Origin of the sequence: Winogradskyella sp. UBA3174, from assembly GCF_002364335.1 — a bacterium.
Classification (GTDB): domain Bacteria; phylum Bacteroidota; class Bacteroidia; order Flavobacteriales; family Flavobacteriaceae; genus Winogradskyella.
In genome coordinates, this window is sequence record NZ_DEXW01000062.1 from 88,201 (window position 1) to 100,839 (window position 12,639).

Annotated in this window: 13 protein-coding genes; 8 read left to right on the forward strand and 5 right to left on the reverse strand. The window is 33.0% G+C overall.

What is annotated here, in order from left to right; all coding sequences use genetic code 11:
- Positions 1-17: 17 nt before the first annotated feature.
- Positions 18-377: a hypothetical protein gene (locus B2U95_RS11940; protein ID WP_296316761.1), complete on the reverse strand. Its 360-nt coding sequence runs from the start codon at positions 375-377 to the stop codon at positions 18-20.
- A 224-nt stretch (positions 378-601) separates the two neighbouring features.
- Between B2U95_RS11940 and B2U95_RS11945 the strand changes: the two genes are divergently transcribed.
- A complete protein-coding gene (locus B2U95_RS11945; RefSeq protein WP_296316762.1) occupies positions 602-1,939 on the forward strand; it encodes a M24 family metallopeptidase in 1,338 nt (445 codons plus the stop codon).
- On the opposite strand, the gene B2U95_RS11950 is transcribed toward B2U95_RS11945, so the two are convergent.
- Both B2U95_RS11950 and B2U95_RS11955 read right to left on the reverse strand, forming a co-directional pair.
- Positions 1,936-3,213 (reverse strand): MFS transporter, encoded by a 1,278-nt coding sequence (locus B2U95_RS11950; protein WP_296316763.1) that lies wholly within the window; start codon positions 3,211-3,213, stop codon positions 1,936-1,938. The two genes, B2U95_RS11945 and B2U95_RS11950, sit on opposite strands and share 4 nt — an antisense overlap.
- Before the next feature lies 1 nt (position 3,214).
- Positions 3,215-4,843 carry an acyl-CoA carboxylase subunit beta gene (locus tag B2U95_RS11955; RefSeq protein ID WP_296316764.1) on the reverse strand — a complete coding sequence of 543 codons (1,629 nt, stop codon included), beginning with the start codon at positions 4,841-4,843 and terminating at the stop codon, positions 3,215-3,217.
- Between the two features lie 159 nt (positions 4,844-5,002).
- Here B2U95_RS11955 and B2U95_RS11960 point away from each other — a divergent pair, with 159 nt between their 5' ends.
- The 6 genes from B2U95_RS11960 to ettA all read left to right on the forward strand — a co-directional run bounded on the left by B2U95_RS11960 (position 5,003) and on the right by ettA (position 9,620).
- Positions 5,003-5,533 carry an NADPH-dependent FMN reductase gene (locus tag B2U95_RS11960; RefSeq protein WP_296316765.1) on the forward strand — a complete coding sequence of 177 codons (531 nt, stop codon included), beginning with the start codon at positions 5,003-5,005 and terminating at the stop codon, positions 5,531-5,533.
- 1 nt (position 5,534) lies between these two features.
- Positions 5,535-5,972 (forward strand): MarR family winged helix-turn-helix transcriptional regulator, encoded by a 438-nt coding sequence (locus tag B2U95_RS11965; protein WP_296316766.1) that lies wholly within the window; start codon positions 5,535-5,537, stop codon positions 5,970-5,972.
- A 53-nt stretch (positions 5,973-6,025) separates the two neighbouring features.
- Positions 6,026-6,898 (forward strand): pirin family protein, encoded by an 873-nt coding sequence (locus B2U95_RS11970; RefSeq protein WP_296316767.1) that lies wholly within the window; start codon positions 6,026-6,028, stop codon positions 6,896-6,898.
- Between the two features lie 19 nt (positions 6,899-6,917).
- Positions 6,918-7,634 carry a pirin family protein gene (locus tag B2U95_RS11975; protein ID WP_296316768.1) on the forward strand — a complete coding sequence of 239 codons (717 nt, stop codon included), beginning with the start codon at positions 6,918-6,920 and terminating at the stop codon, positions 7,632-7,634.
- 112 nt (positions 7,635-7,746) lie between these two features.
- Complete coding sequence (locus B2U95_RS11980) at positions 7,747-7,929, forward strand: CAL67264 family membrane protein (RefSeq protein WP_296316769.1); 183 nt, start codon at positions 7,747-7,749, stop codon at positions 7,927-7,929.
- Positions 7,929-9,620 (forward strand): energy-dependent translational throttle protein EttA, encoded by a 1,692-nt coding sequence (gene ettA / locus B2U95_RS11985; RefSeq protein WP_296316770.1) that lies wholly within the window; start codon positions 7,929-7,931, stop codon positions 9,618-9,620. The genes B2U95_RS11980 and ettA overlap by 1 nt, the downstream gene beginning before the upstream one ends.
- Positions 9,621-9,835: 215 nt before the next feature.
- On the opposite strand, the gene B2U95_RS11990 is transcribed toward ettA, so the two are convergent.
- Positions 9,836-10,027, reverse strand: coding sequence for a hypothetical protein (locus B2U95_RS11990; protein ID WP_296316771.1), 192 nt, complete (start codon positions 10,025-10,027; stop codon positions 9,836-9,838).
- 248 nt (positions 10,028-10,275) lie between these two features.
- On the reverse strand, positions 10,276-11,019 hold the full coding sequence (locus B2U95_RS11995) for an MBL fold metallo-hydrolase (RefSeq protein WP_296316772.1): 744 nt from the start codon (positions 11,017-11,019) through the stop codon (positions 10,276-10,278).
- Between the two features lie 165 nt (positions 11,020-11,184).
- Here B2U95_RS11995 and B2U95_RS12000 point away from each other — a divergent pair, with 165 nt between their 5' ends.
- On the forward strand, positions 11,185-12,531 hold the full coding sequence (locus tag B2U95_RS12000; protein ID WP_296316773.1) for a microtubule-binding protein: 1,347 nt from the start codon (positions 11,185-11,187) through the stop codon (positions 12,529-12,531).
- Positions 12,532-12,639: the final 108 nt, after the last annotated feature.

Genomic DNA, 12,639 nt, shown 5'->3' on the forward strand with positions numbered 1-12,639 from the left:
ACTATCGTTAATAATATTTAACGTTTAATTAGTTTCATATATTCTATTTCGCCTTTTTTAGATTCTACCTTAATAGAGTAACTCCCAGTTTTAAGTGAATTCAGAAAAATAGTAGAACCAAATTTATTAATAGATAGAACTTTTCTTCCATTTTTATCAAAAACATCTAATTGTTTTAAGTTTTTAATCAGTTTATCGGTTTTTAGTCCTTTTGCAGAGTCGTAAATAATAGTTTTATTTTTTTTATTATTTAGAGCTGAATCTGTTGTAAATGAAGACTTTATGCTGACTTTTTCTATTAAATTTTTAGTAGTAGATAAAAAGCAAACTGTAAATAATACAATAAGCGCGGCTTGGGTAAATGCAGTTTTTTTCATAATTACTTGTAGGTTAAGTAAGTGGTAATATATGTACGTTCGCCTTGGTATTGTGATACATTATCAGTTTTTCGATAAAACGTATATAATTATAAAGTTAATTCTTACATTTATATGTATTTTATTCTATTTAATAGTATTTCATCTGTTTTTTTAATGATAATGTTTTTTGAAATATATCTTCTAATTTCCTTAATTTTACTTTAATCGTAATTTTAAAAAAAATGCATATTTTAAGGTTTATATTTTGTTTAATATCTCTATCGCTTTATAGTCAACAAATACTTCCGGAGCGACAGCGTGCTGAAGTCGTTGATGATATATTAAAAGATAGATTCAATAATCTATTACCAAAATTGATGGATGATACAGGCTTTGATATGTGGATTTTAATTTCAAGAGAATACAACGAAGATCCTGTTTTAAAAACCATGTTACCTGCAACTTGGCTAAATGCAAGACGCAGAACAATTTTAGTATTCTATAGAAATAAAGAAAAAAATACGATTGAAAAGCTGGCAGTCGCCAGATATAATTTTGGAGAAAATATAGTTTCGGCTTGGGATAAAGATAAAGAGCCTGACCAATGGAAACGATTAATGCAGATTATAGAAGAACGTAATCCTAAATCAATAGGCCTAAATTACTCGGTAAGTTTTAATATTTGCGACGGCTTGGTTAAAACAGATTATGAAGCTTTTATGTCATATCTTCCAAAAAAGCATAAGTCTAAAGTAAAGTCTGCGGAGCAATTAGCAATAGGTTGGATTGAAACACGCACAAAAACCGAAATGGTAATTTATAATCAACTCGTTGATATTACACACGATATTATTGCAGAAGCTTTTTCAGAAAAAGTAATTACACCAGGTATCACTACAACTACAGATGTGGAGTGGTGGATGCGAGATAAAGTAACTGCTTTAGGTTTAGAAACATGGTTTCATCCAACAGTAGATGTGCAACGCACAGCAGAAGAATTAGGTAATCATTTATATGCATTTTCAGATCGTCCAGAAGATATGGTAATTTTACCAGGTGATTTAGTGCATTGCGATTTCGGAATAACGTATTTAAGATTAAATACAGATTGTCAAGAATTGGCCTATGTCTTAAAACCAAACGAAACTAAGCCACCTAAATTTTTAGTTGATGCACTTAAGGACGGGAATCGCGTTCAAGATATATTTACATCTAATTTTGAAACGAGCAAAACTGGAAACCAAGTTTTAAAAGAATCCTTAAGTGAAGCCAAATCTGAAGGGCTACGTCCATCAATTTACACACATCCTTTAGGAACTTACGGTCATTCTTCTGGTGCAACATTAGGTATGTGGGATTCACAAGGAGGAGTTCCTGTTACTGGTGACTATCCAGTACACGAAAACACAGTTTACGCTATAGAATTAAATACTACAGTTACTATTCCAGAATGGAAACGCGATATAAGAATTATGTTAGAAGAAGCTGGATTTTGGGGTTCAGATGGTTTTAGGTATGTTAATGGTCGTCAAACAAAGCTGCTGACAATACCTAGAGTTAAATCGCATCAAGGGAATTAATAGGTATTTAGTTTAGAATATCTATACAATTTACAGGATGCTATAAACCCAATAACAGCAAAACCAAACATAATTCCAAATACAATTTGATGTCCAATTACTTCATTGTATTTATCTAAAAAATAACCATTAACTAAGCCTGTAAAAATATCTGGTGTGTAGCCAATAACAGAAATAAACCCTACAGCTGTTCCTGTAACTGCTATGGGAATCTTAGTCTCTTCTAAAGTAGCAAAATATAAAACCCTTGCTGAATAAACACCTATAGCCATAGTGCCTATAGATAAAATAAACAATAAAGAAGTTGAGTCGCTTATAATGCCAAGCGCAAAAACTAAACTTGTTATTGCCATTAAAAAGAAGCCTACAATAATCCAGAGACTGGCTTTTGTTCTATCGGCTAATAGTCCAATTATGACACCGATAACGGGTCTCATGTATAATAAATACGTACCAACTTTAGCACCTTCGATTTTGTTGTAACCCATTACTTGTTCAGCATACTGACTAAAAAGGTTAGTCATTTTGTAACTATAGTAAGCACATAGAATAATAATCATAAGTAACCAAACGGCTTTAAACTTCATGACGATTTTAAAATTTTCAATAGTAATAAGTTTTGAGGGCTTTTGTGACGTTAAAGTCTTTTCTATATTTAATTTCAAAAAGAACAACACGATAATCCCAACGGTAATAACAGCAAATGATGTATATGTGATAACTTCTTTGAAGGCAATACGTCGTTCTTCAACCGAAGTTAATTCGATATCTTTTGTTATAAATAGTGAAAAGATAATGACACCAACGGAACCAAAAAGCGCTGCAACTAAACCGCGACCACCGTCTAAAAATCCAAAAGCGATGCCTTGTTTATCTCTTCCTCCCCATATTCGAGTCGCTTTTATCATTGCTGCCCAAAACAAAAATATAGTTGTAAACCCCCAAAATCCGTATAGAATATGAAGATTATAAAGATTAGGAAAAGTTGCTAAATATAAGCCACCTAAACCTGTTAGAATTAATGCTACTGACATTAAGATATTTGGTTTAAACCTATCAGCAAGTGGTCCACCAAACAAATAAGAAAATAAAGCAACAATACCATAAATAGAAAAGCAACTTCCAAGTTCAGTCTGGTTAATAGAAAAGGACTCTAAAAAAGTAGTTCTGAATATACGCTGTAAAACAAAGGGTAAAATAAAAACAGCCTCTGCTGCTAATATCAATAATAATATTACATATAGAGGCTGTTTCTTAGTTGTTTTGTTTGGCATATTAAACTTGCAACACGCCTAAATTAAATGGTTTATCGATAGGTGCATGATTTGCAGCTTCAATACCCATGCTAATCCAAGTTCGTGTATCTAGTGGGTCTATAACACCATCTGTCCAAATACGAGATGCTGCATAGTAAGGTGATACTTGGTCGTCATATCTCGACTTAATTTTATTAAATAATTCGTCTTCTTTCTCTTTTGTAATCGTCTCACCTTTCTTTTTAAGTGATGCTGTTTCGATTTGTAATAACACTTTAGCGGCAGAATTTCCACTCATCACTGCTAATTCTGCACTTGGCCAAGCTGCAATTAACCTTGGGTCGTATGCTTTTCCGCACATGGCATAATTTCCGGCTCCATAACTGTTACCAAGAATAATAGTAAATTTTGGTACTACAGAATTACTCACAGCATTTACCATTTTGGCGCCATCCTTAATAATTCCCGAATGTTCAGACTTACTACCAACCATAAAGCCAGTAACATCTTGTAAGAATACTAATGGAATCTTTTTCTGATTACAATTTGCAATAAAACGGGTGGCTTTATCTGCAGAGTCGTTATAAATTACTCCTCCAAACTGCATTTCTCCTTTTGCAGTTTTAACTAATTGTCTTTGGTTAGCAACTATACCAACGGCCCAACCATCAATACGAGCATAAGCGGTAATTATAGTTTTACCATAATCTTCTTTATATTCATCAAATTCAGAATTATCAACGATACGCTTAATAATTTCTTTCATATCGTATTGATCAGCTCTACTTTTAGGAAGTAAGCCATAGATATCTTCAGGATTCTCTTTTGGTTTTAAAGCTTTAGATCTATTGTATCCCGCTTTATCAAAATCACCAATTTTGTCAACTATACTTTTAATTTTATCTAAAGCAGCTGCATCATCTTTAGCTTTGTAATCTGTAACACCAGAAATTTCGCAGTGTGTGGTTGCGCCACCTAAAGTTTCATTATCTACAGATTCTCCAATTGCAGCTTTTACCAAATAACTTCCTGCTAAGAAAATACTGCCTGTTTTATCAACTATTAAAGCTTCATCACTCATTATGGGTAAGTAAGCTCCACCTGCAACACAACTCCCCATAACCGCAGCTATTTGGGTTATTCCTAAACTACTCATTCTTGCATTGTTTCTAAATATCCGACCAAAATGTTCTTTATCTGGAAAAATTTCATCTTGCATTGGTAAAAAGACACCTGCACTATCTACCAAATAAATGATAGGCAATCGGTTTTCCATTGCAATTTCTTGTGCGCGTAAGTTCTTTTTACCCGTAATAGGAAACCAAGCGCCAGCTTTTACAGTGGCATCATTGGCAACAACAATACATTGCTTCCCTTTTACATATCCGATTTTAATAACAACACCTCCAGAAGGGCAACCTCCGTATTGCTCATACATACCATCACCAGCAAAAGCTCCAATCTCAATAGATTTAGCTTTTGTGTCTAGTAAATAATCGATGCGCTCACGTGCAGTCATTTTACCTTTACCACGATGCTTTTCCATGCTCTTTTCGCCACCACCAAGTTTTACCTTAGCTAAACGCCTATTAAGGTCAGAGAGTAGAAGTTTATTATGATCTTCGTTTTTATTGAATTTAATATCCATTAATAGAGAATTGTTTTGCACGAATTTACGAAAGTTTATAATGAGAATTTAAACGATTAATCTAAATGAAATGTTAAATATTAATTACATGGAATTATATTCCTTGGAATATAAATATTTTTATTGTAAATTTGATTTCTTAATAACAACAAAAAAGATATGAAACATATAATAGCATTTGCAGGAAGTGATAGTAAAACCTCAATCAATAAACAATTAGCAACTTATGCAGCGTCATTAGTAGATGGTGCAGATGTAACTGTCTTAGACTTAAATGATTTTAAATTACCAGTTTACAGTATGAATTTAGAGCTTTCTGATGGCATCCCAGATAATGCTCAAAAGTTTTTAGACAGAGTTAAGTCATCAGACGGTATCGTATTATCATTGGCAGAACATAACGGAACATATGCAACCGTATTCAAAAATTTATTTGATTGGATGTCTCGACTTGATGGTAAATTATGGAGCAATAAGCCAATGTTATTAATGGCTACATCTCCAGGAGCTAGAGGTGGATCTACAGGATTACAAATTGCGCAAGGCCGTTTTGGTTTTATGGGTGGAAACATAGTTGGAAGTTTTAGCTTACCATCATTTGGTGATAACTTCCTAGATGGGAAGATTACGAATAAAGAACTAAATGATCAATTGTTAGAAGAAGTAAATCAGCTTGCTGAAAGCATTTAATATGGGTGATTTAGCAAAAGATATCAATTCTAAATTCGAAAATAACCGTGTTAAGGCGTTATTAAATATTATTTATACAGCGAATTGGATAACAAGTTGTCAAAACGAGTTTTTCAAAGACTTTGGTCTTTCGCCGCAACAGTATAATATTCTTAGAATTTTAAATGGCTCAGATGAGGCTTTAAATGTTCAAACTATTAAAGATAGAATGTTAGAACGTTCACCAAATGCTACCCGATTAATGGATAAGCTTTGTGCTAAAGATTATATAGAACGATTGCCCTCTGAACACGATAGGCGTGTGGTTAAGATTATTATTACAGAAGATGGGAAGCGTCTATTAAATACGATTCCCAAAAGCTTAAATAAAGAGTTGCTCAAAAATTTAAATGAAGACGAGGCAGAAAATTTAAGTAATTTATTAGATAAAATGCGCTAGGTATTTTTTTAACTAAATATTTTCCATGGAAAATATTTTAATAAAGAAAAGAGATGAAATTAAATACAATTAAAGACATATGGAGAAGTGATTTCGTAAACATGGGGCCAATAAGATTGCGTCAGCCATTACCAACACAACAATTAGATATGGTAGATCCATTTATATTACTGCATCATTATGGACCTTATGAAATCAATGAAAAAAGTAATCCATTTGATTTAGGGCCACATCCACATAGAGGTTTTGAGCCTATAACATTTTTGGTACAAGGAGAACAGTTACATCGCGATTCTTTAGGGAATGAAAGCACTGTAAAAGCTGGTGATGTTCAATGGACAACCGCTGGTCGTGGTATTATTCATGCAGAAGGACCAACAAAAGACTTCGTTAAAAAAGGAGGAACCATTGAGGGTATTCAACTATGGTTGAATCTTCCAGCAGAGAAAAAGATGATGGAAGCTAATTATCAACATTCAAAATATGAGGATTTTAGAGTTGCAACCTCAGATGATAAAAAAGTAGAAACTAGAATAGTTGCTGGTGAGTTAAATCAGACTTACGGAATAATTGCAACGCAAACACCAGTTAATGCTTTTATGATTGAGGCAAAAGTTAATGGTAGCGAATCTATTACGTTCTCACATTTGCATCAAGGCCTATTATATCTTTTAAAAGGGAAAGTAAAAGTTAACGGTGCAACAATCTTAGAGTTGGATAAAAACCAAATGATTCAGTTTAATCAAGATGGAGAAGGATTTTCAATTGAGGCGGAAGATAATAGTCTATTGTTATTCTTATCTGGCGAACCCTTCAATGAACCTGTTAAAACTTATGGGCCTTATGTAATGAATACACAAACAGAGCTAATGGAAGCTATGCGAGATTATCAAATGGGTAAAATGGGATTTCTTACACCGAATTAAATATAATATATTAAATATCATGAAAACTATAATACACAAAGCAAATACAAGAGGACATGCAGATCAAGGCTGGTTAAAATCGTATCATAGCTTTAGTTTTGCGAGTTATCAAAACACAGAGCGTAATAATTTTGGAATGTTAAGAGTCCTAAACGATGATATTGTGCAACCGAAAATGGGTTTTGGAACACATCCGCATCAGAATATGGAAATTATTTCTATTCCATTAAAAGGTGCTTTATCTCATAAGGATAATATGGGTAATAAAAAGGCTATTGAAGTTGGTGAAGTACAAGTGATGAGTGCAGGAACAGGTTTGTCACATTCAGAATTTAACGATAGTAAAACGGATGAAGTAAATTTTATTCAGTTATGGATTATTCCTGAAGAAATGAGTGTTAAACCGAATTACGAACAACGTATTTTTTCTGAAGAAGGTAAAGTAAATCGACTTCAAACAGTTGTGGCTCCAAAAGATAAATTAGAAGGTGATGCTTTACCAATAAGTCAACAAGCCTATATTTATAGAATTAGCTTAGATAGAGATAAATCAATAGATATAAGTTTAAAGTCTAAACAAAATGGATTATATATTTTTATTTTAGATGGAGAGGTGGAAGTAGAAGGTCATTTACTTTTTGAGAGAGACGCTTTAGGTGTTTCAGAATTTGAAAGTCTTAAAATTAATGCGACCCACGATTCTCAATTGATAATCATAGAAGTACCCATGTACTAGTGGGTGCTAATACTAATTTGTGTCAAAAGCATCCTTATTTAGGGTGCTTTTTTTGGTTTATTTCACGATATTTGTATTTCGATTAATTATCAAAAACTAACAGAATAAGAATATGGCGATGAATAAAAACACAGTGCTAGCATGGGCTACCACAGTAATGATCTTAGTAGGATTAGGATTAATTGCATTAGGTGCATTTAGGTATGATGATGTCGCAGGTTGGGGATTTGCAGCTGTAGGAATAGGCTTTTTTGCAATTGCATGGGTATTTAACGCTTTAAAAGGACGTGTATAATGAGTGATGATAAAAAAGTAATTTTTGCAATGTCTGGTCTTACAAAGGCCTTTTCTGGTGCAAACACACCAGTATTAAAGAATATTTATTTAAGTTTTTTCTACGGAGCTAAGATTGGAATTTTAGGTCTTAATGGTTCTGGTAAATCTACATTGTTAAAGATTATTGCAGGTGTTGATAAAAACTATCAAGGTGATGTTACATTTCAACCAGGTTATACCGTTGGTTATTTAGAACAAGAGCCAAAATTAGATGAAGACAAAACGGTAATGGAAATCGTTAGAGAAGGTGCTGCTGAAACGGTTGCCATTTTAGACGAATATAATAGTATCAATGACCAATTTGGCTTAGAAGAGGTCTATAGCGATGCTGATAAGATGGAAAAACTTATGAATCGTCAAGCAGAACTTCAGGATCAGATTGATGCTGCAGGTGCTTGGGAGTTAGATACCAAGTTAGAAATTGCAATGGATGCACTTAGAACACCAGATGGTGATAAAAAAATAAGTGTACTTTCTGGTGGTGAAAGACGTCGTGTTGCTCTATGTCGTTTGCTTTTACAAGAACCAGATGTTTTGTTATTAGATGAACCGACAAACCACTTGGATGCAGAATCGGTACATTGGTTAGAACATCATTTAGCACAATATAAAGGAACAGTAATTGCTGTAACACATGATAGATACTTTTTAGATAACGTAGCAGGTTGGATTTTAGAGTTAGACAGAGGTGAGGGTATTCCTTGGAAAGGTAACTACTCTTCTTGGTTAGACCAAAAGTCTAAACGTATGGCTCAAGAAAGTAAGGTTGCATCTAAGCGTCAGAAAACCTTAGAACGTGAGCTCGATTGGGTAAGACAGGGAGCTAAAGGTCGTCAGACCAAACAAAAAGCACGTTTAAAGAATTATGATAAGCTAATGAGTCAAGATCAAAAACAACTTGATGAAAAATTAGAAATCTATATACCAAATGGTCCTCGTTTAGGAACAAATGTGATTGAAGCTATCGGAGTAGCTAAAGGTTATGATGATAAATTATTATATGATGATTTAAATTTCAATCTTCCGCAGGCAGGAATTGTTGGTGTTATTGGGCCAAATGGTGCTGGTAAAACAACAATTTTTAGAATGATAATGGGAGAAGAGAATGCTGATAAAGGAGAATTCAAAGTCGGTGAAACAGCAAAAATTGCTTACGTAGACCAAAAACATTCTAACATAGATCCAGAAAAAACAATTTGGCAAAACTTTAGTGATGAGCAAGAGTTGGTTATGATGGGAGGAAAGGAAGTAAATTCTAGAGCTTATTTAAGCCGATTCAATTTCTCTGGAGGTGAACAAAACAAAAAAGTAAAATTACTTTCAGGTGGTGAGCGTAACCGTTTACATTTAGCGATGACGCTAAAGGAAGAAGGTAATGTATTACTTTTAGATGAGCCTACCAATGATTTAGATGTCAACACATTAAGGGCACTAGAAGAAGGTTTAGAGAATTTTGCAGGATGTGCGGTTGTTATTAGTCACGATAGATGGTTCTTAGATAGAATATGTACACACATCTTAGCTTTTGAAGGGGACTCTCAGGTCTATTTCTTTGAAGGTGGATTTAGTGAATACGAAGAAAATAAGAAGAAACGTTTAGGTGGTGATTTAATGCCAAAACGTATTAAGTATAGAAAATTAGTAAGATAATATTTTACACTTTAGTGAACTAAAAAAGCCAGCATTTGCTGGCTTTTTTGTTTATTATATTTTATCGTTTTCTAATTGTTTTATTTTTGATTTTAGTTTGTTAACTTTAATTAAATTAAGAACAAGTAAAATTGATAGTGTCAAAAAACCGATAGCTAGAATACTTATAATTTTTTCAGATGAATCGTTGGTTGAAATTAATTCCATAATTAAAATTAATTATCACCATAAAGATGCCCACTAGTAAAATCTTTGTAAGATTCATCAACATCTTTAAAAGCGTTAGTTTCCATTAATTTTTTATTCTCAGCTTTTAACTTATACATTTTAAGTATCGCTATAATTATAAAAACAAGAAAAATGGACGCTACAGTTATTAAAATCATCGTAAGTTGGGTGGTAGTCACAACTAAGGCTTTATAAAGCAGGTTATTACACATGATTGAATTTATTAAATTTGGGTTCTATGGTGCTAATATAGAAAGAAAATGGATGATAAACACTTAATTTTAAATAATTTACGATATTTTATTGTCAATTTCACCGATTAAACGCTTGGTAATTCGGCTGATAAGCAATGTTTTCCGTCCAAATACAAGTTTTAGCAACTTATTAACAATCTAAATTTTAACATAATTATGATTTATAAACGTGTTTAATACCACTTTAAGAAAATAACATCTATAGTTTCATTAGCTTCATTTACAATAGACTTAAACTTATTTATATCGCTTAGACCTTCGGTTCCTCTATAATGATAAGGGTAAACTTTTTTTGGTTTAAACTCTAAAACGGCACTAGCAGCACTACCAACAGTCATTGTATAAGGTAGATTCATACAGACAAATGCTTTGTCTATATCTTTAAGATTACGCATTTCTAGAATATCTTCTGTATCACCAGAAATATAGATACGCTCTCCATTAATAGTAATAACGTAGCCGTTACCTCTTCCTTTAGGATGAAATTTTAAAGCCTCTTCTCTTAAGTTGTACATGGGAATAGTTTCAATAGATAATTTTTTATAATTATATAAATTCCCGTTATTTAAAGTCACCATTATTTTTCCTAAATCTTTAGGTAATTGCTCCATAACAGCTTTAGGACCTAATATCATAGTGTCATCAAGATCTAAAGACTCTAAAGTTTTAATATCTAAATGATCTCCGTGTATATCTGTTATCAAAACTAATGTTGGTTTTTTTTGGTCTTTAAAAGCTTCCTTACCACCAGTAGGATCAATATATATAACATCCTTATTAGTCTCTAAAACTAAAGTACCATGTTTAATCGGTGTAATCTTAACAGTGGAAATAGCAACTGATCCATCAGTTTTTTCTTTTTTACAGCTTGCTAATGTTGTAATTATTGCTAACAATATTAGTCTTGTAATTTTCATAATTTTTTTTTGATAAAGGTATCAAACAAGAATTTCTAATAAAAATTATGTAACATTTTTATTAGAAACGATACCTATAATTTAGCCGGTAAAGTTTTTATAGTCATAAAAATTTACCGAAATTGCTTAACCTATGTAACGTTCAACTAAATAACACAATAAAATATGTCTGATGATTTTGATTTATTAGAAACTAACTCTCAAGAAAAAGCTGAAAAGTTAGATGTAAACTGGGGAAAAGCCATAGACCAAATGAAGTCTAAATTGGCTCAAGAAGATGATCCTGAAAGTCGTCAGAAAATTTTGAACGCAACATTAGATAATGTTGTAGATATGGCAGAAAAGGATAGAACAACTTTACTTGATGCTATTAAGGACTTAACAGATTACCAGGATGAAGTTGGGATTATGTTCGAAGGGTTTTCAGCCTTAAATCCTGCTGAGCAAAAAATTATAGATGATGCCGTAAAACGCTTAGAACGGGCTAAAGTAGAACTTGAAGATGCGAGCAACAAACCAGACACATGGTGGAATAATCTTTGGGGACGAAAAAGTAAGATTAAGGATGCTGAAGCAGAACTTCAAACTGCTCAAAAAGAACGCGATGCATCAGATAACAAAGCTAAAGCAATGTTTCAACAGCGTATAGAAACTGCAGATGTTCAGACGTTATTAAATGAATTGTCGTTTAAAAGTCAGGCAGCCATAAAACGTTTAAAAGACAGAGAAATTGAAATTAAAGAAGTAGAAGAAAGTCTTAAAACAGCAATTGTAGAAGCGAGTAAGAATCATACAAAAGCCCTTCAAAAGAAAAAAGAAGTAGAAGATAAACTCGAAACAGAATATGCTTTACTAAAACAAGCACGTCAAGCCCTAGAGGAAGTTGCAGATAAGCAGTCGACTGAATATTCTGAAGCTTTAAGTAAAGTGACAACGCTAGAGCAAAAAGTTGAAGAGTTAGAAGGTCTAAAAAACGCTTACACAACTCTAGCAGCATCAAAGGATAGTTTTGTACACAAGCATAATCTTACCATAAAAGTATTAACGTCCTTACGTAGTAATTTACAAACACATCGTGCAAAATTAAAGTCAGATACAGATGAGCGTCTTAAATATTACGACGGTTATGTAGTGGCTTTAAAAGCACGTACAGATCAAGAATTTGCTGCTATATTAGAACATTTAGGTGTTAAAACTGATGAGCATATTGGTGCAACTTTAGCATCAATGCATACGGCAAGCGCAAAAGCACGTCAAGAAATGATGGATAATATTCCGGTTCACGAAAAAGTAATGCAAGGCGTTTATGGGAGTTACGCTGAGGCTTTACAAGAAATTAGAGAGAAGGATAAGTCTATTCAACAGAATTTTGCAGAGCGTTATGGTATCGATATGAAAGAGATTTTCGAAGATTACTACGCAGCAGATGCAAACGCACCTTCGGGTGATGGAGGTGGAGAGCCAGCTGGTGAGCCTAAGCCAGAAGCTAATGACGACGATCTTTTAGGATAACAGATTTGTGTTTCTTTAGTTGTAAACTATATTATAGGAAACTAAGAATTTATAAGACAAGGCCTCATAGATTTTATTTGTGGGGTGTCTAAATAACTAAATTATTTT